This window comes from Bartonella sp. PS17NMGDW (assembly GCF_042193555.1).
Classification (GTDB): domain Bacteria; phylum Pseudomonadota; class Alphaproteobacteria; order Rhizobiales; family Rhizobiaceae; genus Bartonella; species Bartonella grahamii.
In genome coordinates this window covers 1-24,031 of sequence record NZ_JBHILY010000015.1, presented here as the reverse complement: position 1 = coordinate 24,031, position 24,031 = coordinate 1, and the positions used below count along the sequence as shown (strand labels likewise).

35 protein-coding genes are annotated in these 24,031 nt (G+C 46.1%); 3 read left to right on the top strand and 32 right to left on the bottom strand.

All coding sequences use genetic code 11. The features are described from left to right. The 32 genes from ACFIJK_RS07960 to ACFIJK_RS07805 form a co-directional block, all read right to left on the bottom strand. Positions 1-457: phage tail protein (locus tag ACFIJK_RS07960; protein ID WP_375627428.1), on the bottom strand; the 457-nt coding region annotated here is incomplete at its 3' end. Next, entirely contained in the window at positions 457-1,338 is an 882-nt protein-coding gene (locus tag ACFIJK_RS07955) for a baseplate J/gp47 family protein (RefSeq protein ID WP_375627427.1), read from the bottom strand. The genes ACFIJK_RS07955 and ACFIJK_RS07960, both read right to left, overlap by 1 nt. Next, entirely contained in the window at positions 1,331-1,711 is a 381-nt protein-coding gene (locus ACFIJK_RS07950; protein ID WP_375627426.1) for a GPW/gp25 family protein, read from the bottom strand. The genes ACFIJK_RS07955 and ACFIJK_RS07950 overlap by 8 nt, the downstream gene beginning before the upstream one ends. Before the next feature lie 3 nt (positions 1,712-1,714). Continuing rightward, positions 1,715-1,915: a hypothetical protein gene (locus ACFIJK_RS07945; RefSeq protein ID WP_273790108.1), complete on the bottom strand. Its 201-nt coding sequence runs from the start codon at positions 1,913-1,915 to the stop codon at positions 1,715-1,717. 11 nt (positions 1,916-1,926) lie between these two features. Further along, positions 1,927-2,520, bottom strand: coding sequence for a baseplate assembly protein (locus ACFIJK_RS07940; RefSeq protein WP_375627425.1), 594 nt, complete (start codon positions 2,518-2,520; stop codon positions 1,927-1,929). Then, a complete protein-coding gene (locus ACFIJK_RS07935; RefSeq protein ID WP_375627424.1) occupies positions 2,517-3,038 on the bottom strand; it encodes a hypothetical protein in 522 nt (173 codons plus the stop codon). Before ACFIJK_RS07935 ends, ACFIJK_RS07940 begins: the two co-directional genes overlap by 4 nt. Continuing rightward, positions 3,035-3,529, bottom strand: coding sequence for a phage virion morphogenesis protein (locus ACFIJK_RS07930; RefSeq protein ID WP_375627423.1), 495 nt, complete (start codon positions 3,527-3,529; stop codon positions 3,035-3,037). The genes ACFIJK_RS07935 and ACFIJK_RS07930 overlap by 4 nt, the downstream gene beginning before the upstream one ends. 1 nt (position 3,530) lies before the next feature. Next, the gene (locus ACFIJK_RS07925) at positions 3,531-3,953 is read right to left on the bottom strand and encodes a gp436 family protein (protein WP_375627422.1); all 423 of its coding nucleotides are present in this window, start codon (positions 3,951-3,953) and stop codon (positions 3,531-3,533) included. A 15-nt stretch (positions 3,954-3,968) separates the two neighbouring features. Continuing rightward, a complete protein-coding gene (locus ACFIJK_RS07920; RefSeq protein WP_375621653.1) occupies positions 3,969-4,934 on the bottom strand; it encodes a capsid protein in 966 nt (321 codons plus the stop codon). Between the two features lie 12 nt (positions 4,935-4,946). Continuing rightward, positions 4,947-5,288, bottom strand: a complete 342-nt coding sequence (locus ACFIJK_RS07915) for a hypothetical protein (RefSeq protein ID WP_375626725.1) — start codon at positions 5,286-5,288, stop codon at positions 4,947-4,949. After that, complete coding sequence (locus ACFIJK_RS07910; protein ID WP_375626726.1) at positions 5,285-6,283, bottom strand: phage protease; 999 nt, start codon at positions 6,281-6,283, stop codon at positions 5,285-5,287. The genes ACFIJK_RS07915 and ACFIJK_RS07910 overlap by 4 nt, the downstream gene beginning before the upstream one ends. Before the next feature lie 416 nt (positions 6,284-6,699). Next, positions 6,700-7,905, bottom strand: coding sequence for a phage minor head protein (locus ACFIJK_RS07905; RefSeq protein ID WP_375626728.1), 1,206 nt, complete (start codon positions 7,903-7,905; stop codon positions 6,700-6,702). Further along, positions 7,898-9,478 carry a DUF935 domain-containing protein gene (locus tag ACFIJK_RS07900; RefSeq protein ID WP_375626730.1) on the bottom strand — a complete coding sequence of 527 codons (1,581 nt, stop codon included), beginning with the start codon at positions 9,476-9,478 and terminating at the stop codon, positions 7,898-7,900. The genes ACFIJK_RS07905 and ACFIJK_RS07900 overlap by 8 nt, the downstream gene beginning before the upstream one ends. 12 nt (positions 9,479-9,490) lie before the next feature. Beyond that, positions 9,491-11,113: a hypothetical protein gene (locus tag ACFIJK_RS07895; protein WP_375627421.1), complete on the bottom strand. Its 1,623-nt coding sequence runs from the start codon at positions 11,111-11,113 to the stop codon at positions 9,491-9,493. Next, on the bottom strand, positions 11,106-11,687 hold the full coding sequence (locus ACFIJK_RS07890) for a phage protein Gp27 family protein (RefSeq protein ID WP_375627420.1): 582 nt from the start codon (positions 11,685-11,687) through the stop codon (positions 11,106-11,108). Before ACFIJK_RS07890 ends, ACFIJK_RS07895 begins: the two co-directional genes overlap by 8 nt. Beyond that, positions 11,650-12,006 (bottom strand): hypothetical protein, encoded by a 357-nt coding sequence (locus ACFIJK_RS07885; protein ID WP_375612320.1) that lies wholly within the window; start codon positions 12,004-12,006, stop codon positions 11,650-11,652. Before ACFIJK_RS07885 ends, ACFIJK_RS07890 begins: the two co-directional genes overlap by 38 nt. Continuing rightward, positions 12,003-12,317 carry a DUF2730 family protein gene (locus tag ACFIJK_RS07880; RefSeq protein WP_375607966.1) on the bottom strand — a complete coding sequence of 105 codons (315 nt, stop codon included), beginning with the start codon at positions 12,315-12,317 and terminating at the stop codon, positions 12,003-12,005. Before ACFIJK_RS07880 ends, ACFIJK_RS07885 begins: the two co-directional genes overlap by 4 nt. Next, entirely contained in the window at positions 12,314-12,529 is a 216-nt protein-coding gene (locus ACFIJK_RS07875; RefSeq protein WP_375626737.1) for a hypothetical protein, read from the bottom strand. Before ACFIJK_RS07875 ends, ACFIJK_RS07880 begins: the two co-directional genes overlap by 4 nt. Beyond that, on the bottom strand, positions 12,522-12,860 hold the full coding sequence (locus ACFIJK_RS07870) for a hypothetical protein (protein ID WP_375626739.1): 339 nt from the start codon (positions 12,858-12,860) through the stop codon (positions 12,522-12,524). The genes ACFIJK_RS07875 and ACFIJK_RS07870 overlap by 8 nt, the downstream gene beginning before the upstream one ends. Further along, on the bottom strand, positions 12,853-13,140 hold the full coding sequence (locus tag ACFIJK_RS07865) for a hypothetical protein (RefSeq protein ID WP_375612317.1): 288 nt from the start codon (positions 13,138-13,140) through the stop codon (positions 12,853-12,855). Before ACFIJK_RS07865 ends, ACFIJK_RS07870 begins: the two co-directional genes overlap by 8 nt. Next, positions 13,137-13,718 carry a glycoside hydrolase family 19 protein gene (locus tag ACFIJK_RS07860; RefSeq protein WP_375627419.1) on the bottom strand — a complete coding sequence of 194 codons (582 nt, stop codon included), beginning with the start codon at positions 13,716-13,718 and terminating at the stop codon, positions 13,137-13,139. The genes ACFIJK_RS07865 and ACFIJK_RS07860 overlap by 4 nt, the downstream gene beginning before the upstream one ends. An 87-nt stretch (positions 13,719-13,805) precedes the next feature. Beyond that, positions 13,806-14,213, bottom strand: a complete 408-nt coding sequence (locus ACFIJK_RS07855; RefSeq protein ID WP_375613743.1) for a helix-turn-helix domain-containing protein — start codon at positions 14,211-14,213, stop codon at positions 13,806-13,808. A 6-nt stretch (positions 14,214-14,219) separates the two neighbouring features. Continuing rightward, positions 14,220-14,837: a regulatory protein GemA gene (locus tag ACFIJK_RS07850; protein WP_375627418.1), complete on the bottom strand. Its 618-nt coding sequence runs from the start codon at positions 14,835-14,837 to the stop codon at positions 14,220-14,222. Between the two features lie 8 nt (positions 14,838-14,845). Beyond that, the gene (locus ACFIJK_RS07845) at positions 14,846-15,469 is read right to left on the bottom strand and encodes a DUF3164 family protein (protein ID WP_375627429.1); all 624 of its coding nucleotides are present in this window, start codon (positions 15,467-15,469) and stop codon (positions 14,846-14,848) included. 14 nt (positions 15,470-15,483) lie between these two features. Then, the gene (locus ACFIJK_RS07840) at positions 15,484-15,735 is read right to left on the bottom strand and encodes a hypothetical protein (protein ID WP_375627417.1); all 252 of its coding nucleotides are present in this window, start codon (positions 15,733-15,735) and stop codon (positions 15,484-15,486) included. Beyond that, positions 15,732-16,001, bottom strand: a complete 270-nt coding sequence (locus tag ACFIJK_RS07835; protein WP_375626747.1) for a hypothetical protein — start codon at positions 15,999-16,001, stop codon at positions 15,732-15,734. The genes ACFIJK_RS07840 and ACFIJK_RS07835 overlap by 4 nt, the downstream gene beginning before the upstream one ends. Continuing rightward, positions 15,998-17,029, bottom strand: a complete 1,032-nt coding sequence (locus tag ACFIJK_RS07830; protein WP_375613740.1) for an AAA family ATPase — start codon at positions 17,027-17,029, stop codon at positions 15,998-16,000. Before ACFIJK_RS07830 ends, ACFIJK_RS07835 begins: the two co-directional genes overlap by 4 nt. Before the next feature lie 334 nt (positions 17,030-17,363). Then, positions 17,364-19,343, bottom strand: a complete 1,980-nt coding sequence (locus ACFIJK_RS07825) for a transposase domain-containing protein (RefSeq protein WP_375627416.1) — start codon at positions 19,341-19,343, stop codon at positions 17,364-17,366. After that, a complete protein-coding gene (locus ACFIJK_RS07820; protein ID WP_375627415.1) occupies positions 19,340-19,798 on the bottom strand; it encodes a hypothetical protein in 459 nt (152 codons plus the stop codon). Before ACFIJK_RS07820 ends, ACFIJK_RS07825 begins: the two co-directional genes overlap by 4 nt. After that, on the bottom strand, positions 19,795-20,742 hold the full coding sequence (locus ACFIJK_RS07815; protein WP_375627414.1) for a ParB/RepB/Spo0J family partition protein: 948 nt from the start codon (positions 20,740-20,742) through the stop codon (positions 19,795-19,797). The genes ACFIJK_RS07820 and ACFIJK_RS07815 overlap by 4 nt, the downstream gene beginning before the upstream one ends. After that, complete coding sequence (locus ACFIJK_RS07810; RefSeq protein WP_375627413.1) at positions 20,742-21,140, bottom strand: hypothetical protein; 399 nt, start codon at positions 21,138-21,140, stop codon at positions 20,742-20,744. Before ACFIJK_RS07810 ends, ACFIJK_RS07815 begins: the two co-directional genes overlap by 1 nt. 197 nt (positions 21,141-21,337) lie before the next feature. Then, positions 21,338-21,643: a helix-turn-helix transcriptional regulator gene (locus ACFIJK_RS07805; protein WP_005864619.1), complete on the bottom strand. Its 306-nt coding sequence runs from the start codon at positions 21,641-21,643 to the stop codon at positions 21,338-21,340. A 153-nt stretch (positions 21,644-21,796) separates the two neighbouring features. Between ACFIJK_RS07805 and ACFIJK_RS07800 the strand changes: the two genes are divergently transcribed. The 3 genes from ACFIJK_RS07800 (at position 21,797) to ACFIJK_RS07790 (ending at position 23,472) form a co-directional block, all read left to right on the top strand. Next, positions 21,797-22,327, top strand: coding sequence for a helix-turn-helix domain-containing protein (locus tag ACFIJK_RS07800; RefSeq protein WP_375627412.1), 531 nt, complete (start codon positions 21,797-21,799; stop codon positions 22,325-22,327). Between the two features lie 86 nt (positions 22,328-22,413). Then, positions 22,414-22,932, top strand: coding sequence for a helix-turn-helix domain-containing protein (locus ACFIJK_RS07795; protein WP_375627411.1), 519 nt, complete (start codon positions 22,414-22,416; stop codon positions 22,930-22,932). A gap of 24 nt (positions 22,933-22,956) precedes the next feature. Further along, positions 22,957-23,472, top strand: coding sequence for a helix-turn-helix domain-containing protein (locus ACFIJK_RS07790; RefSeq protein WP_375627410.1), 516 nt, complete (start codon positions 22,957-22,959; stop codon positions 23,470-23,472). Positions 23,473-24,031 lie beyond the last annotated feature (559 nt).

The following is a 24,031-nucleotide window of genomic DNA, read 5'->3' as shown; positions in this document are numbered from 1 at the left end:
CTTGCACATCATAACCATAGGTCCCACGGCGAAAATCAGAGCGCAAACTTTTGGAAAGGTCGGTAATCGCTTCAATGGCTTCAAGGCTTTTGCGTTCAGGCAACTGATCAAAATCAAGTTGAAAGGAATTCCACCATACCCGCCCCGTCCAAGCGGGTTGAAAGCGTGCAGAAATCCCTAGCCATTCAAGCCCCATCTCTATTGCCGCAAGGGAGCCGCGAATATTTTGCCATGCAAGACCCTGATCAATTAAATCATAAAGGTTAGAGAAATAAGGGTTTAATTCTTGTAAGCCATATTCGTCTATTAAAAAGGGCAACCAAGAAGGCGGACGCGTAATAAATTTCGCGCGGGGTATTTCTTCCAGTGCGGTTTTAACGTGAGGGTCAAGAGCCATTGCTTCTGCAAAACAACGTTCAAACAAGCTAGAATTCGGGGGCAAAAGTGAGGAAAGCATCAATAAGCACGCCCCCGTTCAGACAAAACAATATCCCCTAGTGCGACCGCTTCATCAGGTGCGACCAAAATATCCTCACAAGGTTGCGTTATGTTCACATGGTGAACGCCCTCAACCATCAAGCGGCTTAGTATCCAACTTAAAGACAAATCACGCCCAAGCCTTTGCGCACGCGCCCATTCTGCTCTTAAATTCTGCTCCGCTCTTTCCAAAACAAAGGAGCCTTCATCCGGTAACAACCAAAAATCAGCAGAAACATTGATCATCCGCTGTACCGCGCTTTTCACAAAGATGTGGTCATTGGTCATTTTAACATGGGGGGCATCAAGGGCTGCTTGTACCTTGGCAATTAAAGCCTCATCAGCCACCCCTGAAGGGGCGTCACTAAAAAGCGCAACATGAATAAGTGGACTTTTAGCCACACGATAAACAAAAGCATCTTTGACATGGATATCGCTTGAGAGGGCAAAATATTGGTAACGTGGCGCTGTGCCACCTGTGGAATGTCCTTGTCTATTCAAGCGAATGCGGCGGCGAAACCGCTCATCATCTTCATCCAAAAGGCGCGTGACCCCATGAAAATCCCCCAAATGATCTAAACTTGTTCCACGGGCAAATGTGAGTAAATTATCTCGCGCCACTTCATTAATTCGCTGGCGCAAAAGCAACTCTTCATAAGCCGCCGCTTGCAATTGAATGACAACCGGATCATAAGCCGTCTTTTCCACATTATAAGGAATATGATGCGCTGCAAAAAGCTCAGTCAAACGCGTGATCTTTTGCTCTAAAATGGCTTCAACAGAAAGCTCTTCAATAATTTGTGGGAGAGGGAGTTGTGGAGGGGGAGCTTGTGGAATGGATAAAGGTTCAAACTCAGTCATCACCAACCTCTAAATTGATGCTCATTGGCTCTTGGTGTGACCAATCCCCCAAATGCCCATCGGGATAAAAAACACCCGTTAAAACAAAATGAAATGTACCTTCACGCGTTGCTTTTGTCAGATCAATCCTCTGCAACGAAAACCCAGGCTCTCCACACTCTGGATCATCGAGTGCTTCAACAATTGCTTGATAAAGCTGCATCATCGTCGCAGGATCAGCATTGGCGTCTTGGAATGCTCCAACATCACATCCATAATGACGACGCAAAACCCGTGTCCCAATTCTTGTCGTCAGACATTTACGAAGTGACTGTTGACAATGCGCAAAGCCATATAAAAGAGAGCCATCCTTTTCGCTCATCCCGCACCGCATGCTTTAAGCTCCTTTGCTTGTCTTTGTGGTAGAAACAGTTGGGGGCGCAGAAACAACAGGTGCTGGTTTTTCAGTGATCTGACCAAGCAGCAACGGATATTTAGCCTCTTCCTCACTTAAACAAATTTCCTCACCCTTGCCCGGTGAACGCTTGCCTGCAACAAAATCGGCATTGGTTAAAATAACATAAGTGTTCTCACGCATAATAAACTCCTTTAAAGAGGGGAAGAGGTTGTGGAGGGACCCATTTTGACCCCACCGTGTTTGTGGCTTGCGCCAACAGATTTTTGATTATGCTGTAAATCTTCTGCTTGAATGTGCACACTACCCGTTAATTCAACACGGGTTGCTTGATGAGAAAGCACCAAACCTTTTTCACTCAAATGAATTTGATTTTCCCCATGGGAGAGAATGAGCTCATCTTTTGTCATTCGCAAAGCGCCACCCGCATAACACAGAGCAAGTTCTTGCGGCGAGCGTGCGGGATTAGGCGCATCCTCACTATAACTATCGCGCACCACCAGAGAGGCGGAACCAATTTCGCCATGGGGGTTTAACAAGCGCACCGGATCACCAACATGGAGAGGCATATTGCTTGAAAGAGCGCCAGAAGCTTCTTGCGCTTGTAGCCAAGGCGATAAAACCGCTTGTCCATTGGAACCCTGTTCGGAAAGTTTCACCCGCACCCTATGGCCATCAACTTGCACAACCCGCCCGATCATGTGCTGGTTGGCAAGACAGCGTTCAAGCGCATCAAGACGCTTCATTATTTGCCGCAAGGTGTCACTCAACAAATGCGCATCATTCATGCCCCCACCTCATTGTCCCATGAAATCAAACCACTTTTGAGTTGTCCTTCATCACAAAAAATATCATGTCCCAACTGATGCAAATCTTGGTGCCATTCCACCACGCTTATCGATACACCACGCTGCTTAATCGCCGCAGAGATAATCGGTTCAATTTGCACCTCACGCGGGGCACTCAAATGCGTTAGTCCCCACAATTGCCCGCTATGACAAAGCACCGCAATGGCTTCTGCTAAAAGCCAACTGGAAACATCACGCTCTTTACCTGTGGTAATAATAAAAGCCCCTAAATGAAGATCAGCACTCATCTGTCCAGAAGCAACAGAAATTAAACGGCTTTCTAACACCGCAACACGCACGGCTGGAGCCACCAGCATCTGTGTTTCCAATTCTTCTAAGTTAAAACGTCCAAATTGACAGCTGCAATCACGCACATCCGGTAAAGCGCCTTTAAGGCTTCTTATCACCGCTTCACGAAACTGATTAATGCGCCCTGCTTGTGTGATCGTTTGACTCATGAAAAGACCCTTTCCAGCCAGTCTTCTGTCGCTTTGACAATTTCCACTTTATTGTGCTCTGAAAGCCCCAAATAAGGGCGTGCGGGCATGGTCACTTGATGCACACAAACAAAGCGGTGTGCATTGCCGCTTTTAAGAAAAAAGCGCAGTGTCTTGCCATTTTTCGGGCGAATGACCCCACCCAATTGATGAATCCGCGCATAAACCAACCCAGAGCCCACAATCACCTGTTCTGGTGAAGCCTTCATATCAATGGAGCGTGAAAGCGCCCCACTGGCATAAAGAATGGAGGTGCGGGCATGATTGTTTTTCCACTTCTCTCCTTGGGCAGACGTTTTTTCGCTTTGAATCCGCCGTCTTGTGCTCTCTTGAATGAGACGCCCAACCCCTTGTGCCAAAGTCCCCATCGAGCTATCAGCTCCCTTTTGCAAAAAGGATAAAGCCGCTTCAAGCCCCATCTCTTTAATCTCAATATGGGTTGCAACAGACATATTATCTTCCCATCAAACGCGGCTTGGCATGAAAAAAAGCCCCATCACGCACGGGACCATCTTCGCTCATAATTTTAGGTTCATCTATGCCTAAACCCGCTTTGCCTTCCGCAATGCGTTTCAAGAGTTCAACCGCCTGTTTGTAACGATCTTCAATAGTCGTGGTCAGTGCCGTATGGCGTATGGCTAAATTATAAACAGCAATATTGACACAGATCATACCCAGAGCCGCTGGCTGTCCAGCAATGGGGACGCAGTAGCGATGAGACAAATGCACATCAATCTCACCACTTGCCTGTTCGAGCGCGCGGGCAATGGCTTGCTCTGAAAAAACTGGATCAGAACTCTCATCCATCCCGCACAAATCATCCAAGAAGTCATCACCCCAGAGCTCTTCAATCAATGTTTTGCTTGCATAAGCCATGTTTAAAAGTTTCCCTTAGACAACTTCTTGCAACAAAACGCCGGCATCTTTTGCAGCGACCAATTCACACACCCGTTCCCCCACACGCACCCGTTTACCGCCTGATAAGCCGATATCTGGATCTTGGATCACTCCAGACAAACGCTCGCCCAACTGGGCGCTAAAGCCCCAACTGATCACCGATCCATCTGCCTGTTGTTTGGTAGGGTCAATATAAAGCAGTGCAATCTTATTGCCCCAAACGCGTGCCAATTGTGCCGAACGCCCTTTACGTGCCAAATTCACTTGCGATTCACCAATGAGTAAACGATCGGGGTGTATTTCCATCAGATCAGCAAATTGCGCCTTGGTGACAAAACCATCAGCAGTGCCACCCCCTTTAACGGCTTTAATGATTTTGGGATGACGTTTGAGTTTTGACCAAACAACTTTGCCCATCACAATGGTGTTGGGCGTATAGACGAGACTTTTATCCATCGCCTCATCTAAAGTGGCATAAGGGTCAGATTTCTCATAATCGCTAAATTTATTTTCACCCTTAAGCGTAATCACACGCTCTGGTGCGTAATTTTCACTTCTTTGCACAAGGGCTGCAACACGCACTTCACGCCCCAATTCTAGCAAATTGGCAAGTCCCTCTACAGCTGTCTTTTCTGGGTTATAACGAGAGCGTCGCTCCGCCCTGGCGCGTGCCGCTGCTTCAATATCTGAATTGGGGATAAGATCATCAAGTCCGTAATCTTTGACACTGGCTTCCCGTTCAAAGGCAGAAAATTCCACCACATTCGGGCGCCCTTTCCGCCCAACTTCAAGTTCAGGCACGGTAAAATTTTCCGCTAAGGGAAATTCACTATATTTAAACACCTCACTTAAAACACAAACGCGTGGCAAAACTTTATCGCCAATAAGAGAACCTGCTGGATTGCGATAACCAATAGCAATAGCGGTGAGTGTTGGATCAATGGGAAAAGGTCTGTTCATTTTATGCCTCGATTAATTAATTTTAAAAGAAATAACATCACCAGCAGAACCATCACTCATGGCAATACCAATGGTGCGATCTGCGGCTTCCGCTTTAATGGCGTGTCCTTTGGGGTCAGAGGTCAAAAAATCACCAAAGGAAACATTGCCTCCACAAACCACTTCGCCCCAACCACATTGGCCAACATCAATCATCTCACCAGCCTTGGCACTCAATGACCCAGCAGTCCCTAATAATTTATCACCCTTACCAGAAGCCGTTGCCACCATTCCCTCAGTGCGTGCTGCAACAATGCAATAAGGTGAAATCACATCTCCAGCGCGAAAAGATTTAATCAAAATCATCGTACTCATGATTGGCGCTCCTTTTGCTCGCTAATATACTCAACCGCTTGGCTAATGGTGATGTCAAAGCCTTTTTGCTTCTGCTCTTCCTGATAATGGCGTGCCGCAACAGCAACCTCTTCTGGAGCAAGCTTTGGTTCTTGTGCTAAAGCACACACTTCTAAAGGGCTTGTTGAGGCAAGCGCCGGCAACTTCTCGACCAAACTTTTAAAATGCTCCATCCCCCCTTCAAGGCTACAGAGCGCACGATATTCCTCGCGGGCAGCCGGCAAAATCTTGCCCTCTTCAATGGTCTTGTCTAAAAGACTCTCAATGGCAGTATTTTTTTGCTCTTCTTGCAAAAGCGCTAAATCTTCTCGCGCTTTTGTTAATTGGGCATTTAATTCCACGCGTTCCTTTTCGCGCGCTTTAAGCGTTGCTAAAACCTCATCCGCTTTAGCATCTTCTGCCAGCGATAGTGCACTGGCAATGGCTGTCAAATCCATCATTTTCTCCGTCAAAGTTATAGGGGAAGGCTGTTCACGGCTTAAAGCCGTCATGACAAGGGCTGGACGATTGACCAGTCCCGCACCTGCTAAATTTAAAATTTCACCTTTCTTGGAATGGCGAAACTCCGGCGAAAGATAGCGATATTCTCGGGCAACAATCTTTTTGGTAGCCATATCGGTCCATTTAACACGCCCCCAAATCGCACCATCCCGCTCTGCTAATTCTTCAATCCAGCCACTGGCAGGTGCCTCTAAACCATTTCTCGCACGGTGATGTTGCCCATGCTCATAATCAATTACAAGCGGTCCTTTATTGGCTGCAAAGGCTTTTAAAATCGTTTGCGGGTTATAATGCCATTGTCGTCCATCACGTGCCTTCACATGGGGCGCTTTGGGCAAAAGCTCTACCCATTCAGGCGCTTGGCTAACGGTGGCGTCTTGGCAAAGATCTATTAACGCAGCATGAAATGTTTCTGCATGCCCATCTTTTTGATCTTCGTGAAATTCTTGCTCCATACACATTGCCTATTGCTTTACAATTGTCATTGGCAATACAATGCATGAAACTTACTCCCACCATAAGTCTGACACTGTCAGTCAAAAGAGGATTTCTCAAAAAAGCACTCTTTTCCCTATTCTTCTCCTTGTGAGAGAAACCCCCGTGCCAAACCATCCCATAAAATCGTTTTCAAAGGCACTTCAAAGGCGATAGAGCGCCGTTGTGAAGTTAGAGGTACAATTTATCGCCTTATACAAAAAAAGCCTCTCTCAAGCCGTTTTTTTAAGATTGCTTTTAAACTTTTAAACTGTTACTTCTATCCACGAGGCGTGAGCCAGTTATACCAGGACGGTTTTACCGGATCTGCGAGGAGTTGACCGCCCTCCACGCCTTCTCTTTTCACAAAAGCCAGCAGGTCTTTCCGGTGTTCTCTTTACAACAACCTCTCGCCCTTTTTTTCAGCCGCATCCAATAAGCGTCCAATTTCTCTAGAGTTTTTTTTATGCATGGAGGTCAACCACCATTCTTGTTTGCTTGCTACAAATTTGACCACAAAGCGCCACCATGTCCCACCACTTTCACCAAAAAACATAACGCTCGGTACACCTTTTCGCCTGATAATTCCATGGGGTTTTATGAGTGTTTGAATGGCGCCACGAAAATCATCCAAGTGAAGAGAACGCGCTTGATGCTCTAACAAAATATGTTTCACACTGTCTGCGGATAAGCGAATAAGAGAATTTTCCGCTGCAAAAACATCACCCACCTTTTGTGGTATCGGTGCAATGGGTATAAACCCGCGAGGCATCCGTCCTTCAAACATGGCTTCCAAAATTGGCGAACCCACAATATCTTCAATGGCAATGCGTTTGTCATTGTCCCCCATCACAGAGACTTTATCACTCAAAAAATTGCTTAAATTTTGCGCCCGATGTTTCCCAGGGTTCAAATGCCAACCAGGATCAATCCCCTTTGGTATCTTCTCAATTTTCCCCGTTCGCTTATTGTGCCAAACCTGCTTTTCAACATGAAGTGGCTCTGCCCCCTCTTCATAGCCTAAATCTTCTGCTTCATAACGGCTTACCTGTCGCACACTGCATTTACACCGCCAACCATTGGGCGGATAAAGCCAATCCCAAACCGGATCATCAACAGGTGCGGTAAACCCCACCCAACTTTCATGTTCTAAACGCTTATGTTCTGAACTTGACAAAGCATAGGTGAGATAGGGCAAAAATTCTTTATTATTTTGTGTGCGCTCCCACTCGCCTGCCGCATGCGCACTCATGGTATTGGCCCAATAGACCGTTTCTAAACGCCGTGGGCTGCCCAATTGTACCACGCTCTTTTCACCAGTTTTGGGGTCAATGGCAGTCTTTTTACCCCACCAACCCTTTTCCTGTAAAATCGGCATCAAATTTTTTTGAAAATCTTGAAAAGGAACTTGATGCTTTATGGCTTCTCCAACCGCTTGCTTAAAATCCTCCAAAATATCATAGCCCACCGATTTTGCCACCGTAAAGGAAAAAGCATGTTCTTCTGGTGCCACATCACGCCAATCAAAGCTTGGAACAAGTGCCTTGGCTTCAAAATAACGGGTGACCTCTTTTGGGGCGGTTTTAAAAAGTTCCTCATCCATGATACCCAAGCCCACGTGCAATCATTTGTACTTTTGCCAAGCGCGCTGCTAATGCGTGATGATCCATCTCACCGAGCAATTCATCTAAGCCTTTTAGGATATCCTCATAACTTTTTGCTTCTCTCACAAGCTTTTTAAAAGGCTCTAAAAGGGGTTCTAAGTCCTCTTCCCAGTCGCTTAAAGCTTCTTCAGAAAGTCGGTCTAATTCGTCGTGATGTTTCCCACCCTTCTCTTTTGCACCCTTGCTCTCTCTTGTCACAGAAACATCAAAAACACCTCCACAATCAGCACAAACATGAGCCTTTTCTCCCCTCTCATCATCAGGCGCATTATCAGGAGCCTTTAAAACATCTTCTTCCTTTTTTGGTTGCGAAAAACCAATCTTATTGCGCACTTCTTGCGCCCCAACACGCAAACCTAAAGGCACGAGTTTTTCCAGCGCATCACTAATCGCTTTAATGTCTTCATTTTCCGAAATCGGCCAATAGACAAGGGGGGTGCGCTCTTGGCGCCCAAAATTAATCTCAACAAAGGGCACAATTAAATCACGATTGGCCGTCAATGCCAATTGTCGTGCATCAGCTCTGGCAATATCATGGCGCACATTTTCATGAATGCGCGCTTGCGAAAAGGACGAACCATCATCCGTCGTCATCGTTTGTCCCAACACACCTTTAGAAATTTGTCGATCTAAATATTCCGCCTTAGAAGCAAACACCGCATTGCCACTGCCCCCTGCTGCTTCAATAAATTCAATCTCCATCTCTTTGGGAATAATCGCTGCCGCATCACTGGATAAATCACGCACCGCTTGAATGAGAACCCGTCGTTCCTCATGAGAAGAGCTCGCACCATATTTGCCCACACGCAAAGGCATACCGTAAACTTCTAAGAAAGCCATCCAATCTTTTAAGGTATAAGATTTAAACAAAAAAGCCCAAGCTGCAAGCCGTGCAAGCCCCGTGCGGATAGGCAACCCACTTTTTAACTTCGGTCTGTGAATAGAAAATTTATAAGCAGGCAACTCAATACCATAGTGAGACCCCTCTTCTTTTAAACGCAAATGAAAACCATCCCGCCGGTCTAATTGAAAAAACCGCTGGTCCCGCCATTTCCAAGCAACCGGCCACCATTCCTTAGCACTCTTGTCCCACAAAGTTTCAACAACCGCATAGCCTTTTCCCAAAGCATCTAACAAATCCGTCACATAATCATCAACAAAAGTGGGTGCACTAATCACTTCTCGCACCGCATCCGCAATCTTTTTGTCCTGTGCACTGTTGCTTGCGGCAATCACTCCAGGCTCCACCCCTGTAAGGGCATTTTTACGCATGCCAAGCACAGCACGATAATGCAAATCACGCTCTTCCATATCATCGGCAAGTTGAAAAAACTGCTCTGGATGCCCCCGTGCTGCCTGTTGCAAAATATCAGCAAGTTGCGCAGGGGTGAGACCACTGACAATGGTTTGTGACCACACATCACGAATACCATTAACGGTAGGGCTTGCGACTTCCCTCTCCAACCCTTTGATATTAAGCGCCCTGCCCCACTGATCTAAAAGTTTTACCATCTCATCATCCCATCAATAAATCTTTGATCGCATTGTTGAAAAAAAAGGCGTTGAAAAGAGCGGGCTTTCATCAAAACGATAAGCCTCTCTCACAGGGGTATAATCATAAATTTCAGGAGTTTGGCGGCTGGCAAAATAAGCCAAAGCGCAAGCAATCGCGCTATCACCATGGCGCATAAAACCGTCACTGCCTTTAAAACGATGATTGTCTGGAATTTTCACAATGCCATTGACATAAGCAAGCGCTTGATGATCGGCAACAATGTCACTATCGCGCGGCAAAACAATGGACCCATCCCCAAAAGCTTCCAAATAAGCCGGCATTTCTTTGCCATACCAACTTTGCGACAATTGCACTTCCCTCACACAAGCCCCATAACGCTGCGCCGCTTTTTCCGCTAAATAAGCCCCATTGCCCCGCGCATCTAACGCGCCGCCCATCAAACGCGGCAAACCATTCACCCCATAAAATAAAATCTCTCTTTGTTGATCAAACGGCGTATTGCGCAATTCCACCATAAACCGTACACGGCGCACCAAATCTTGTCCCACCTCCATCACCACAATCGATGTCGCATCGCCGCTGCGCGCAAAATCAACGCCAAAAACATGTTGGCGCCGCCGGTCAAGCCCAATATGAAGAGGTTTTATATGTTTCTCACACCAAGCAAAAGCAGCAACACTTCGTTGATGTTCCGATTGATTTTTAAAATCATCCACACAAGCAAAACGCAACACCGCAATATCTGGCGCACAACAATTTTCAATCTGTAAGCGTGTTAAAGCAGCCCCTTCTTGATCGGCTGGTATGGCATCTAATTCTTGGCGCATCGCAGCCAAACGCACCCCATAAGACGCACGAATTTGCTCTTCCCATTGTTGCTCAGATGCTAAACTCCACACCTCCCCCTTCATGGCACAAACCCGTTTAAACAAGCCATTTTTAACAGCAACACCAAAGGGGTAACAATGCACCGAAAAAGGCACTTTTCCTGCTCGCGCCTCACGGATCAATTCATTGAAAGGGTTTAAAACACCATTATGGGTGGAGATCACACGGATCTTGCCTCCCCAAATCAACAAAGCATTGACCGCATCCAAAACAGAGCGCACATCTTGATGAAAAGCCGCCTCGTCAATCACCACAATGCCCTGTAGCCCCCGAATGTTTTCAGGGCGGCTAGAAAGCGCCTCAATCCGAAAACCTGAAGCAAAACGCACCCGATAAGCAGAGATATATTTTGTTGAACCATCCGCCCTTTGATCAGAGAATAAAAATTCCTCAACATCCCCACTATGGCTCGTAATTGCCGAAGCAAAATTGCTCACATAGCCAATAAATTCCCGCCCCTTGTCTTTGGTGTCACCAATATAAAAAACATTATCGCCCCTCGCTTCACGTGCCGCCGCTGCAATCAGTGTATCATCCAAAGCTTCTGCAAAAGTAATGCCGGTCCGCCGCCCCTTTTCAACCAATTTTAATGGGGACTTATCTTCAATCCATGCCCGTTGATGCGCCATCAAAACGCCTTCCGCTAAGGGATCACTCTCTTTGGGAAAAGTACTTTTCCGCCAAATGTCATAGGTATTCTGATGATCAAAGACATGACTTTTTGAAAAGGGCTGTTCAGCCATGTTTTACCCCCAACACCTGCGCACGAATAGCTCGCGCTGTTTCTTCTGAGAGCCCCGCCGCTGCTGCTGCTGCGTCAACCGCTTTACTTGCTTTGCTGGTAAAATCCTTCTCAAGCTTCTGCCGTCTGGTGGTCGACAAATGTTCAGCCGCCAACACGCCTTTAAGCGCATTGGCCAATTCTTGTGCCGCTTTTGGCGAAAGGTTTTTCCCGCTGCTTAACGTTGAAAAAATCAACTCCTTAATCGCTGCTGCCGTCAAAAGAGTGATATTGTCAGAAGCTTTGGCATCAAAGCGCTGCGAGAGGCTTGCTGCAATTTCTCTTGTCTGTTCTAGGCGCCGTGACATCACGGCTAGCCGCAAAGAATACCGATTAAAACTCGAAAAGGAGGGTATAGAAAAGCTGAGACCCGTTTCCTTTCGTAAAGCCTTCAAAGCCGCTTTAAACTCACCATAAATAGCCATTTGCGTCTTCTCACGCCCGTTTAAAGCCTCAGCAGCAGCAGCAATAATTTGATCACAAGCTTGCGGCAATAAATCAATCGCCGTTAAACGTCCACGCCCGACCTTGCGCATCCTTCACCTCGTCTTTTATTGATGAACGTTTAGGCCGCTTAATCCCCTCAATGGAAAAGCTCCGGTCTAAATGACGCGCTCCCCGTTCTGTTAACGCCGCAAGAAAAACTGAACCCACACATTTTAAAGTAACAGCACCTTGATCTTCCATCCATGCCAGTTCATTATGCACAAAATCGCGATCGCGTCTGATGCCATAACTGTATAAAAGCCGCTCAATCATCGCACTCGATAAAGTTTCGCTGCGCTCACAAGCAAGCCCTTTTAAAATAATCAACCGCGCTTCTTCACGGATGATTTTATCCATATCTGCTTTCATTTCTTGGCATTCTCCAACAAAAACTCTTGCAAGCGCTCACCAATGGCTGCCACCGGTTGTAATTGTGCAGAAAGCGTGTTGAGACGACCATTCAATTTCTCCATATTCACTTCCAATCTTTGCAGCGCATCACGATCAGGCAAAAAGTCCATCTCCGTTTCTAACTTTTGCACACGCTCTTTAAGCGCCGTGATATCTTTAAGCATTTCCCGCGCACCTGAAGAAAAATAGGCTCTCAAAACCCCACAAATCGCAATAACCGATAACAATAAAGACAACCAGCCATTGGCAACACTGATATCCAAGTTCACTTGAACCCCCCCTCTCTTTTGCCTAAAATCGCCCGCTCCGCAGCTTTTCTGCGTTGTTCGCAGATCAGTAAAGCAGCACGATCACGCCCCCAATAGTGCACCACTTCGCGCGCATTCAAAGCACGCTCTGGCAATAAAGCTGGGCGGGCACACGCCATGCGAACAACAGGCGGCAATTCAACCGATAAAAAATGATAAGAAAGGCTACCCACCGGCTTGTGTGTTGAGCAAGCGCACACGCTCAAGCCCAATGCCACCGCCAGTAACCGGCAACTTCCCATTGACTTCCTCCATTTTCACAAGCTTTTGTTCCAAAGCCGAAATCACCCCTTGCGCTTGATGCTCAGCTTCAAACGCTGCTTGCCTTTGTCGCTCCATCTCAAGCTGTGCGCGTGCAGAAGCCTTGGCAATCTCCAACTGCCAATACAAATCACGCGCCTTTTCCGCCTTTAAAACTTGCACTTTCATAAAGCCAAAAGCCGCCAACATCACACTGACCAAAAAAAGCAGACCAAAAGACAGTTTTGAAACAGGGCTAAACATTGCTTTTATCTCCCCACCTCGTTATCTCCACCCCATCATAGGAGCTGCTATGCCGCTTATGGGAATGTTTCCTATTAGAAAAATCCAACGAACCAAAGCCACGATGCACCCCCAGATTGCCAACAATAATCGCCACCATCGAAGGAATAGAAATGCTCGCCATATCAACAATATGCGGAGCCCCCCACAAGCCACCAGAAACGAGCAAAAAAATAACCCCCCAAGCAAACCAAAAGGACCACCACAAATAGAGCCTAGAACCACGATAAGACGGTTTCATACCTTCACCTCGCCTCCAAGTCCCAAAAGTTTTTTGGCGCGGTTTAAATAGGTCAAGCGTTGCACAAGTCCATTCTTGCCGCCATTAATCGCCTTGGTAATCCTCACGACATCATCTTGGTCAGCAAGCCTATTTAAGCCTCTCGTCTGCCAAAACCAAACAGCAGACCAAAGAGCAGCTGGAAACTGTTCCAGCACTTGCGGAAATGCTTCACAATCAACCGCTTGTTCATCGACTAAGCGCCAAAACTTCGTAAAACGGCGATAATTATTGCGTCCCGTTAATTGGATCAAACCACGCCCCTTAAAGCGCACACCATCCCCAGGGTTGACATTGCCTAAATCACGCCGCCCCTCATAAGCGCGCCCAGAGGCATATTCACAAACGGTAAAAAAACCATCACTCTCATGGGCACATTGGCTTAAAAAATGTGCAACACGCAAAGATGTTGTTATCGCTCCATAGGATAAAGCTTCAGGCAACACACGTGCCATTTCAACGATAATAAAATCTTGGCGCGCATGATGCGCCAATTTAGGCGCAAGGCGATGAAGAAAAGAGGCATCTATTGAAACCATAACAAACCACTCAATGAATAAAAATCCATCCGCAGTTTATCGGATTTCAAACCCCCAATATAAGCCTGACACTGTCAGTCAAAACTCTCAATACTCATAAAACTCTGGAAATAATAAACCTTGTGGTTCTTTTGAAGAAATTTTCTTCTTCAAGCGATAGGCTGTACGCACATGCATACCAGAAACAGCAGCTGCAGCATCAACCGACCAGCCTTTTTGCAACGCTTGCACCATTTTTTGCCGCCGTTCAGCATCTCTGCCAAGGGGGATAAGAAGGCGCACACCCGAACCATTAAAACAAAAATGGTTGATCAATTGCTGCGCCTCTTCAAACCCAACAATTTCAATCAACCAATCCGCACTCTCAAGACGCCCGGGTATATAAACTTCTCGTCCACCAAAAGCCCGCATCATATTCCATGCTGCTTCACTGCCCGCAACATCAGCTATTTCACGCAATAAGGCAGGAAAATCGCTATAGATTTCCTCTTGCATACATGCTTACCCCTCGCTTTTAACACCTTTACGGATTTTCCGCCCCCAAACATTCATAACTTCTCTAAAGTCGCCCCCACTCATCTCACCCAAAGCTTTACCACTTAACGCCATAACACTTTGATGAAAAGCTTCCACATCAAATACAGCATCGGGATTCAAACGCTTCCATTGGGCACACAAAATGGAAATGCTTGGTTTCTTCCTCCATGAATCTTCGCGGTTTTTTCCTCTCCAGTCAACCCCACCCTCACGCTGCAACCAACCTTTCAACGCCTCAATAGCTTTGCCCGCATCATCGCTATCGCGTAAAAAGCGAACATGATCAATCCCTGTCTGTCTTTTCACAAAGGCAAGCAACGCTTTATCTGAACGATCACGAATAATGCCAAGATTCCACCCAGCAATCCAGAGCGCCTGTAACTTCTTGGCATATTTACCCTCTAAACGCTTCCCATTCGGCTTAAAACCAAACGCTTTCATTTCAGCGATAACCAAGTGCTTTTCTGAAAAATTCAAATCTTTCGCCGATTGCTTGCCTGTTAAGCGATAGAGCAGTGCGCGATAGGTCTCATCATCAAGACCTAACGCGCGTTTTCCCATATGAAGGACAGCTAAAGACATCTCCCCCCTCACGTCTTCGCCAGATCAATGGTCACAGCACGCCAAGCGCTTTCTAGGCTATCGCGCTCATAAAAACGCACATATTCCTTAGATGTCGTCACACGGAATGACTCACGAATGGCACGCATCGCCTCTTTCCAGCGTGGATCATCAATATCCAAACGCAACAGCATAAAGATCTCCCCTCGATTCACCTTGCCTTCTTTATCCGTATTAAAAGCACGCGTAATAATCGCACGGATTTCAGGGCGCGCATCCGCAGACCATTCATTCAAACATTCATCAAGAAGGCTTTTGGCAATTTGCAATTGCGGTCCAAAATCAACACTCTCCTGTACCTGCACCTTAATGCGTTGCAAACCATCAAAGCTTGTGTAAGTACAATTGCCCTTTTTGCCACGCCGCTCCACACCATATTCTTGCGCAAGCAAGCTATCAAAATCACTCAAATCCGCAATCGTATGGTTGTTAAAACGCGCAATCCTTGCCGATAACTCCTTCGCAAAACCCATAATTTTGCGCACCGTTTCATCCTCTAACAAATCCGCAGGACGGATCAGGTTTACCGGCACCAAAGCCCCTTTCGCATCCTTCATATAACGCGTGCCTTCAAGTTCAATTTGTGGATTCATCACCAACTTCCTCCTTATGTTTTTTGAAACCGACGAAATGGCACAACATCCCCTGAAGAAGGCGCACATCCCGCTTTCAATTGCCAACGACACCGCATAAGCTCATGACCTAAAACGTGGTTATAGCCTGCCAAACGACGCAAATACTCATTCAATTCTCGAACATCTTGTCCATGCATAAAAATGCCATTCACCTCATACTGTAAAAAGGCAGAGCGCAAAGCAATCAAGCACTCTCTCACCATATAAGGGTTGCGTTCCATCATTTGCTTCCTCCAAAATCCATATAAATCACACGATTGCTCTTATCTTCATCTCGATCAGAGCTGTCACACTCAGCCAAAACTTCTGCAACTTCAGCTTCCAAAACCGCATCCGCCTCCCCCAAACGGTGAACACTCAACTCCAATTCAAGCAATAACGCCAAATCAACACACAATTTAAGCTGTTCTCCAATATCAAAACCGCATTGATAATCGTCATAAAGACCAACAAGCGTATCGGATAATTCTTTGTCGCATAAAGGGATCATGCCAATTCCTCCACGTCACGGTTTTTCCATGCCGCTTTGACATGTTTCAGGGTCACCTCACACCCATCTCCAAGAGCTGCCATGCGTGCCAACATCATGGTTTTGTCAATTTGCCGCAAAGCACCAGCCTTTAAGCCTATCCCTGTCAAAAACTTTATCGCACCAACATCTTCAATCCCCCAATCATGAATGCGCGCAGCAATATCCTCACTATAGGGCTTGCGACGCTTCAGATGCATCGCCAATCGGCTTTTAATTTGCGCATAAGAAGGACCATTTTGACGATGAACCAACCGTCCCGAGATCTCATCATTGCCAACCAAAGCGAGCCCCGTGCCATTGATATCAACAAAGTGGCGCAACTGATTAATCGCCTCATCCGTTAAATTTTGCGCCTCATCAACGATCAACAACGTGCCACTGCCCACGCGCTCTAATTTCTTACCAATCGCACGCGTTAAGCGGGTGGGATTATATTCCACCACTTCCAATTCTGCTGCCATATCATTCAAAATACCGTGAACACTGCGCGTATGTGGGCTTGCTGTCACCAGATAAACATGCGGGCGGGTAGAGCGATAATGGCGGCAGGTTTCGGTCTTACCACTGCCCGCATCAAGCGTAATCATCACCATATCCCCCGTACTTTGTGCCAGTGTTAAAGTGTCAATGATCTCACTGGCAATTCGATTCCTCTGAAAGGCTGGTTTTTCAGGGATCTTCTCCAAAAACCCCGCCGTTTCCTTTAAAACCTCAACCCATTGTTGAACCTTTGCATTTTGCTTACCCAATTGCCCCGCATAACTGCCCGCATACCATTGCGAAAACGTCCCATCCGGCATGCCTATGCGCCGCGCCACCTCTGCTTTCGACCAATCATTCATTTGTCCCAAAGCTCTCACCGCATCCACAAGCTCATTCCATAAAGCAATGTCATCACTGTTGCGGTTTTGTGCTGTGCCATTAGGCTGGATTTTAGGTCGCGCCCAAGGATTTTTATCGACCGTTGCATTTATCGCGTTTTTCATGTATATTCCCCTTTCGTATTGATTTTAGACTATTGATAAGGGGAAGGGCTCCCACCCGCCCCTTATCTTTTGTCTTCAATAAACATTTAAAGCCGTACGCGATACTAAAACGGCTAACCTTGCAAATCCCCTCTCTTTCTCACGCATCAGAGAACTTGCTAACTCCACGCATCTCTCCCGATCAGGCAAAGACACCTAGAAACTTCATGTATTGATTAAACTTTTAAAGGATTAAGATTCCTCCCCCCCTTTCTTTGTTAACGCTTCAAGCTGGTACGCGATACAAAACCAGCTTCCTTTTGAGAATTCTTACAAATCCCCCCTCTTTCCTTTCCTATCGTTTAGGAAACTTGATCACCTCACGCCCCTCATCAGAGGCGGAAAGCTTTCTCAAAGCTTTATGCAAGTGTTGACTGAATTCTTCCTCCCCCAAAACCTCATCATCGTCTGCTTTCAAAGCTAAATTCCCCACATTGTTTGGCATCAAGCGGCTCACCTTTGGCTTTATCGGAAGTTTAGATTTGAACGCTTCATCCTTTTTCTCAAGGCGCCCATAAACATCGGCCAAGTGATCAGGTGCAAGCTTTGCCGCTAGCTGTTTTTCTGCTTTAACAGCCTTCACATATTCTTTACGCAAACGCCCATTCAAGCGCGCCGCCTGCTGGTCATAAAAACCTACATCACAAAGGCATGGTGCCAAACAAAGCAACCGATTGTTCAAATCATAAACCCGTAAATCTTGATGCAAATTATCCGGATCAAAGCGTACAATCACCTTTTGCCCCGCATACTGGTTAAGTTCACGCGCCCAATAACGATTGCCATAAAAATGGATCTCCCCCGTACCCTTTTGCGCACGCAATGCCTCAGAGGTTAAAAGCCATAAAGCCCGTTGTGCTGCACTCGCTTGCCGAATAATCGTCCCCTCTGCTTGCAAACTCTCTGCAAAGGTCTCATCAAAACTGCGCCCCGCACAATTAACCGCCTTACGCCCCGCTTGCGCATTATGCGCCACAATCTGCGCACCAACATGGGCTTTAAATTCTTCAAATCCTATCGCGCGCTTGCCATAATCTTCAGGCTTGGCATCCGGTTTATTGCCCGTATAAGCCCCCGCACAAAAGGGATGTTTAGAAATCGCTTCTGCCAGATCACGCCATGCCCGCTCAATCGGTTTAGACTGTCCGCTATAAGGGGTGGTCCATTGCAATTGCACACCCAAACTCGTCAAAAGCCCTTGCGGATCATCCGGCTTAATCTTAAAACGAAAACGGTTTTGCACACCTCCAGAAATCCACTTGCTGGTAAAGGCACGCCCATTATCCAAGGTCATGCGCTCTGGTATTCCATAAGCTTCCACCATGTCCCCAATCACCAAACGCACGATTTCCCAAGTCTCAGCATCCGACAGGCGCCACGATAAAATCTTGCCCGAATAAAGATCTTGAATGGCAATCAGATAAAGCCGCACAGGCTTTTCTGTCCAAGGAACGCTCACAAAAACATCCAGCTTATGCCCGTCCATATTCACAGCTTGCAATGCATGCAAGCTCGAGCGATCACGCCGTTGGGCTGGATAAAGCTTTTTTGCCTTTTCTTCTCCCTCACGCGCTAAAACCACAACCGCTTTGGAAATTTGCGCCTTAAAACGACGCCGCAAAGCCCGCTCAGAAGGAATGGGCTCAAAACCCCGCTCCTGCGCAACCGAAACCATGCGCCGATAACACGCCGAAAAAGCAGGTTTAGAGGGGCGCAAATAATCCGAACAAAAAACCTCCCACGCCCCCTCATGACACGGCGCAAATTGCGAAACATTCTCCTCACCATAACAAGGCGCTAAAGCTGCCAACCAATCAGGGCGCTCATACCCCTCCACCATCTGCCGCCAATTAAAAAGCGACATCCGGCTCACACCAAATTGCACAGCACTCAAACTTGCCGCATCATGCACACCCATACCGGCATGAAGCAAATCTTCCCAAAAGCAAAGTGCCTTCAAACGCTCTTCACAGCGCCTTTTATGCGCCTTTGAAAGCCCCTCATAACGCACCCAAATACTTGCCTTTTGCTCCCCTTGCGTTTGTTTCACATCAACAGCCCCACCAAACCGCACCAACAATGCCGCCCGCGCCCCCTCCGGCAATAAGGAAATGTGAACTTCTACAATAGGTCGAGAAACCCCTTTAACTTTACGTGTCAAACCACTTTGATGACGCCATGTGGACGCCAAAATCTTACGCAATCCACCTTTACTTTTCGGCAACCCTGGCAAAGCTGCCTCAGCCAATTCGGCAATAGTAAACCATTCCTTCATGGCTGCCCCCTTTTAATGCGAACCGGCGTTGCGCGCATGAGTTTCAATCGCGCTGCAATCTCCCGCTGTTCCTGCTGCAACCGTGCAATTTCTGCTAACCGCGCCTCATCCCCTTGCAACAGCAACAATCCATCTTCACTCACCACCTCATCCCAGAGCCAAAATGCCTCTGTCGCCCGCACAAATGCCTTAAACCGCGGCAGGGAAATATCCACCTGCTTACTTTCCGCAACATAAGCATCCAAACTCGCCTTACTTAAACAACCAATCCCTAAATAATGCGCCATACGCTCTGCAATCACACTGCGCTCAACTCGGCATTCACGCAAAGCACGCGCCATCGCCCGCTTAATGCGCGAGCGAAACCGCCCTAAATCAATCTGCGCAACGGGTTCACGACAGGGAAAAACCGGCTTTTGGAAAAAATCAAGCTGCCCGCAACCATGCCTCTTCATGACAGCACCTCCCCCGATTGCTTGTTCAAATAATCATAAAACCGCGCCTTTGTCTGCGCATCCGCCCTTTGCCAAACACCCAATAACTGAGCAAAAACCCGCTCTTGTTCATTAATTTGCGGCGGCGTATTAATCCCATTGACCAAATCAACAGCCCGCCGTAAATCTCCCTCAACCTGTTGCAAAGCAATTGCCACCCGCCGTTGCGCAACCGGCTCCATCTTGGCTAATTTCAACAATTGCGCTTGATTATCCGCCAATGCTGTGCCACGCAAAACAGACCGCAACTCCGGCTGTAAATGCTGAGCAATGCTGTTAAGACGTCTTACTGATTTTGAAGACAAACCGATACGGTCCGCCACATGTTCGGCAAAGTGCAAACTTTGCACTTTGCCATTTAAGTCACCATCATTTGGCAAAGGGACAACTTGTCCCTTTGCCACTTTGTCTCCTTCACTCCCGATTTTATTGTGATCTGAAGTTGCATTGCTGTCCCTTTGAGCAATTGGGACAACTTGTCCCAATTGCTCTTTTTTGACTTTATGTTGATTACTACCGTCCCCACCACGCTTAATCTCCCCGTACTTCTTTTCCCACAATTCGCGGTAAGTCTGGACAAAAAGCGCACGGTCAATAACAGACAACTCATTACGAAAGAGGTTTTCTGCCACTTCTAAAAGCGCAGCATTATCCTTATCAGCCTGCACCACAACGGCATCAATATCACTATAGCCCAAAAGCTCAGCAGCACGAAGCCGATGCGCTCCAGCAATAAGCGTATAATTACCCTCTTTAGCATTAGGGGTATGGCGCACGGTAATCGGATTCATCAATCCCTCCCGCGCCATTGATTGTGCAAGTGCCTTGGCATGCTCATCATCCACAGGGCGTATACGCTCCGGCACCACAATCACATCAAGAGCAAGCTTTTGAAACTGTGCCATCACGCCGCCGCCTTTCTGATCTCTTTAAAGAATAAATCCATCGCACGCCCCGCCCATCTTTGATAAGCTTTCGCAAAAACGGGTTCTTCCAAACGCCGGTTAATCACTTGCATAGATAAAGAAATAGAAGTCCGCTGACGTGCCTGTATCGCAACAATACGCCGCCGTGGCACCTCAAACTGATAATGCAAGATATGAATAACAATCTGTCGTGCTAACGCCGCATCAAATAAGCCATGCGGGGGGTCAATAATATACCGGATCGGCAGATGCTTAAATCCACTACTCACTGCTTTTAAAGAACAGGAAAGCATCACCTGTAAACGTTCAACTTCTGAATAAGGATTAACGATATCGTTTCTGACATCTGGGGTCCATAAATTACAAGCAGCAACCATAACCACCCCCTATAAAAACAATATGAACACCATCTAATCGCCAGAACCAACCCATGCAAATGGCTGTTCTATGATGCAACTCTATGCAATTTATCTTGCCTATTTCGTACTGATCTTTAGACATTGATAAACCTTTTTATCTTATGGTATTTAAATTCATGGCAAATGCGCAAAAGCGCAAAGCCGTGTAACGAAGTTTAAGCAGCATTACCGCGCAAAGCAGAATGCGCACGCGAATCTGTATTGGCATGTTTTGCTGCTTTAAAAATGCGACGGCGACTTTTGGGGTAGCGGTCGCTAAATACTTGCTCGACGGGCAAACCGATAAAATCGGCAATAGCACGTTCGGCTTTCTCGTTAGACCGTGTCCAAATGTGTTGAACACTGGATGACGAGAGTTGATAAGCTTTCGCGAGCTCCGCCAAGGTCATATTACGACGGCGTAGCTCGGCTAAAATACTATGGCGATCCCATACTTGAATGCATGTTTGGGTGGTTGTCATAAACTTCGCTCCTGCTTCAAACGGATGCTCAAACCATCCGTTTTTTGTGGGGTTAATTGTAAAATATCTGCCCTCTATATCGGGCGGTAATTAGATGTATATACCAAATATTTTGTGTTGTAAACAATTTATTTTGTATAGAGGTGATTTTTTTTGGCACGTCCAGAAGTAGAACCAAAAACAGAACTGGCAAAACGCTTGCGTGAAGTACGACGAATACTCGGAAACGAAGAGCGGGGCATTTTTGCGCAACGCCTTAATTTACAACGCAATACCCTTGCCAATTATGAAATCGGAGCACATGAGCCTCCATCCTCAGTAATTAACGCCTATTATACAGCCTATAACATTAATCCTCATTGGCTTGTCACTGGTGAAGGCGAAATGTTTAGTGATATGGCAAAAGCGAAAGCAGCAGGTTTTAAAGCACCCACTATTCCCACTGGACTCATGAAAAAACTTGGTCGCATAGCTTATACAACCTATCGCGATGCTAAAATAAAACTCCCCCCTGAAGATATAGCGGAACTCGCGGCGGAACTTTATAAAAAACTGCAAGAGCTTGTTCAAGACATCAACGACACGGAAGAGGTCGAAGCGACTTTCCCTCTTCTTAAAATTCATTTAAAGCGTCAAATAGAAGCTGAAAGAGTACATCTAGAAACTACACAAAATACGGCTTAATGCCTCTCTAAGATGAATGGGGGAATCTCTTTACGTTTTAAAATCCCGTCACTTAAAACAAACCTCAATATGAATAAGGAGCATTTTTGGCACGCCCTAAAAAAGAACCTAAAACAGAACTAGCAAAGCGGCTATGTGAAGTGCGACGCGCCCTTGGTTTCACGGAGCGCAAGCAATTTGCTAGACATTTTGAAATTCCCGAAACGACTATGCGCAATTATGAAACGGGTTTGCAAGAACCCCCTGCATCTATAATGCGAATATATAAAGATCGCTGTGGAATATCCTTAGATTGGCTCGTTACGGGTGAAGGTGAAATGTTTAGTGACATGGTAAAAGCGAAAGCAGCAGGTTTTAAAGCACCCACCATTCCTGCTGGTCTCATGAAAAAGCTTGGTCGCATAGCTTATACAACCTATCGCGATGCAAATATAAAAATCCCTCCTGAAGATATAGCGGAACTCGCGGCGGAACTTTATGGAAAACTGCAAGAGCTTGTTCAAGATATCAACGACACGGAAGAAGTAGAGCTTATTTTACCTCTTCTAAAACTGCATTTAAAGCGTCAAATAGAGGCTGAAAATGCACATCCAGAAACTACATAAGATATAGCTTAATGCCTCTTTAATATGACACGACAAAGAAATGAACCCAAAACCCCATTAGCAAGACGCCTCATAGAGGTAAGAAAGCTTGTAGGCTTATCTCGTGATATATTTTCTCTTAAAATTGGTATTAGTATTCAAGGGCTTGGCAATTACGAACGCGGTGATAGAACCCCAGACGCAACCGTTTTAACATCATATGGAGAAAAATTTGGGGTCAACCTAAATTGGCTTTTGACTGGTGAAGATGAAATGTTCATAAACATGATGAAAACTCAGTCTTTCAATATATCTCCACCTACCATCCCTGCTGGTCTCATGAAAAAGCTTGGTCGCATAGCTTATACAACCTATCGCGATGCAAATATAAAGATCCCTCCTGAAGATATAGCGGAACTCGCGGCGGAACTTTATAGAAAACTGCAAGAGCTTGTTCAAGATATCAACGACACAGAAGAAATCGAGCTTATTTTACCTCTTTTAAAACTGCATTTAAAGCGTCAAATAGAGGCTGAAAATGCACATCCAGAAACTACATAAGATACAGCTTAATGCCTCTTTAATATGAAAAATACAGGCGCGTTTCTATTTACATTAAGAAACTTAAATAACGAATTGTTTTTAAAGAATTATATTTGCAAAAAATAGAAACGCGCCATATGGCGCATATCTTTTTTGCTTTTTGGGTCATTTTTGGCTGATTTCGGAGTGAGCTTCACAATTTACCGAATTTTTTTCACAGGGTCTTCAAAGGCGGTTTTCTGGGCTTTCACAGACTTTTCAAAATTTTTCACAGGGTTTTCACAGACCTTTCAAAGCCTTCTCTCATTTTTACCTTTAAAACGCACTTTTTTCTGAGTTTCACTCTTTTTCGCTCTTTTTTACAATTTTAGGTGTCAAAATCTATTTTGACAAAACGCGCATTTAATGCTAAATTTTATACATAAAAACAACAAATTACCACGTATTCCTACCTAATCCCACCTTTTCCCACTTAGTATAAAACCTAGTGTCAAACTACACCTCTTTTTCTTTTCTGCTCAAAATCACAATTTGAGATGATCAATCAAATTGACTGATAATTTTTCTGTATCCTAAG

What these genes read in the sequence shown, in the direction of transcription:
- ACFIJK_RS07955 (WP_375627427.1), bottom strand. Translation starts at nt 1,338, where the DNA reads ATGACTGAGTTTGAACCTTTATCCATTCCACAAGCTCCCCCTCCACAA.
- ACFIJK_RS07950 (WP_375627426.1), bottom strand. Translation starts at nt 1,711, where the DNA reads ATGCGGTGCGGGATGAGCGAAAAGGATGGCTCTCTTTTATATGGCTTT.
- ACFIJK_RS07945 (WP_273790108.1), bottom strand. Translation starts at nt 1,915, where the DNA reads ATGCGTGAGAACACTTATGTTATTTTAACCAATGCCGATTTTGTTGCA.
- ACFIJK_RS07940 (WP_375627425.1), bottom strand. Translation starts at nt 2,520, where the DNA reads ATGAATGATGCGCATTTGTTGAGTGACACCTTGCGGCAAATAATGAAG.
- ACFIJK_RS07935 (WP_375627424.1), bottom strand. Translation starts at nt 3,038, where the DNA reads ATGAGTCAAACGATCACACAAGCAGGGCGCATTAATCAGTTTCGTGAA.
- ACFIJK_RS07930 (WP_375627423.1), bottom strand. Translation starts at nt 3,529, where the DNA reads ATGTCTGTTGCAACCCATATTGAGATTAAAGAGATGGGGCTTGAAGCG.
- ACFIJK_RS07925 (WP_375627422.1), bottom strand. Translation starts at nt 3,953, where the DNA reads ATGGCTTATGCAAGCAAAACATTGATTGAAGAGCTCTGGGGTGATGAC.
- ACFIJK_RS07920 (WP_375621653.1), bottom strand. Translation starts at nt 4,934, where the DNA reads ATGAACAGACCTTTTCCCATTGATCCAACACTCACCGCTATTGCTATT.
- ACFIJK_RS07915 (WP_375626725.1), bottom strand. Translation starts at nt 5,288, where the DNA reads ATGAGTACGATGATTTTGATTAAATCTTTTCGCGCTGGAGATGTGATT.
- ACFIJK_RS07910 (WP_375626726.1), bottom strand. Translation starts at nt 6,283, where the DNA reads ATGGAGCAAGAATTTCACGAAGATCAAAAAGATGGGCATGCAGAAACA.
- ACFIJK_RS07905 (WP_375626728.1), bottom strand. Translation starts at nt 7,905, where the DNA reads ATGGATGAGGAACTTTTTAAAACCGCCCCAAAAGAGGTCACCCGTTAT.
- ACFIJK_RS07900 (WP_375626730.1), bottom strand. Translation starts at nt 9,478, where the DNA reads ATGGTAAAACTTTTAGATCAGTGGGGCAGGGCGCTTAATATCAAAGGG.
- ACFIJK_RS07895 (WP_375627421.1), bottom strand. Translation starts at nt 11,113, where the DNA reads ATGGCTGAACAGCCCTTTTCAAAAAGTCATGTCTTTGATCATCAGAAT.
- ACFIJK_RS07890 (WP_375627420.1), bottom strand. Translation starts at nt 11,687, where the DNA reads ATGCGCAAGGTCGGGCGTGGACGTTTAACGGCGATTGATTTATTGCCG.
- ACFIJK_RS07885 (WP_375612320.1), bottom strand. Translation starts at nt 12,006, where the DNA reads ATGAAAGCAGATATGGATAAAATCATCCGTGAAGAAGCGCGGTTGATT.
- ACFIJK_RS07870 (WP_375626739.1), bottom strand. Translation starts at nt 12,860, where the DNA reads ATGTTTAGCCCTGTTTCAAAACTGTCTTTTGGTCTGCTTTTTTTGGTC.
- ACFIJK_RS07865 (WP_375612317.1), bottom strand. Translation starts at nt 13,140, where the DNA reads ATGAAACCGTCTTATCGTGGTTCTAGGCTCTATTTGTGGTGGTCCTTT.
- ACFIJK_RS07860 (WP_375627419.1), bottom strand. Translation starts at nt 13,718, where the DNA reads ATGGTTTCAATAGATGCCTCTTTTCTTCATCGCCTTGCGCCTAAATTG.
- ACFIJK_RS07855 (WP_375613743.1), bottom strand. Translation starts at nt 14,213, where the DNA reads ATGCAAGAGGAAATCTATAGCGATTTTCCTGCCTTATTGCGTGAAATA.
- ACFIJK_RS07850 (WP_375627418.1), bottom strand. Translation starts at nt 14,837, where the DNA reads ATGTCTTTAGCTGTCCTTCATATGGGAAAACGCGCGTTAGGTCTTGAT.
- ACFIJK_RS07845 (WP_375627429.1), bottom strand. Translation starts at nt 15,469, where the DNA reads ATGAATCCACAAATTGAACTTGAAGGCACGCGTTATATGAAGGATGCG.
- ACFIJK_RS07840 (WP_375627417.1), bottom strand. Translation starts at nt 15,735, where the DNA reads ATGATGGAACGCAACCCTTATATGGTGAGAGAGTGCTTGATTGCTTTG.
- ACFIJK_RS07835 (WP_375626747.1), bottom strand. Translation starts at nt 16,001, where the DNA reads ATGATCCCTTTATGCGACAAAGAATTATCCGATACGCTTGTTGGTCTT.
- ACFIJK_RS07830 (WP_375613740.1), bottom strand. Translation starts at nt 17,029, where the DNA reads ATGAAAAACGCGATAAATGCAACGGTCGATAAAAATCCTTGGGCGCGA.
- ACFIJK_RS07825 (WP_375627416.1), bottom strand. Translation starts at nt 19,343, where the DNA reads ATGAAGGAATGGTTTACTATTGCCGAATTGGCTGAGGCAGCTTTGCCA.
- ACFIJK_RS07820 (WP_375627415.1), bottom strand. Translation starts at nt 19,798, where the DNA reads ATGAAGAGGCATGGTTGCGGGCAGCTTGATTTTTTCCAAAAGCCGGTT.
- ACFIJK_RS07815 (WP_375627414.1), bottom strand. Translation starts at nt 20,742, where the DNA reads ATGGCACAGTTTCAAAAGCTTGCTCTTGATGTGATTGTGGTGCCGGAG.
- ACFIJK_RS07810 (WP_375627413.1), bottom strand. Translation starts at nt 21,140, where the DNA reads ATGGTTGCTGCTTGTAATTTATGGACCCCAGATGTCAGAAACGATATC.
- ACFIJK_RS07805 (WP_005864619.1), bottom strand. Translation starts at nt 21,643, where the DNA reads ATGACAACCACCCAAACATGCATTCAAGTATGGGATCGCCATAGTATT.
- ACFIJK_RS07790 (WP_375627410.1), top strand. Translation starts at nt 22,957, where the DNA reads ATGACACGACAAAGAAATGAACCCAAAACCCCATTAGCAAGACGCCTC.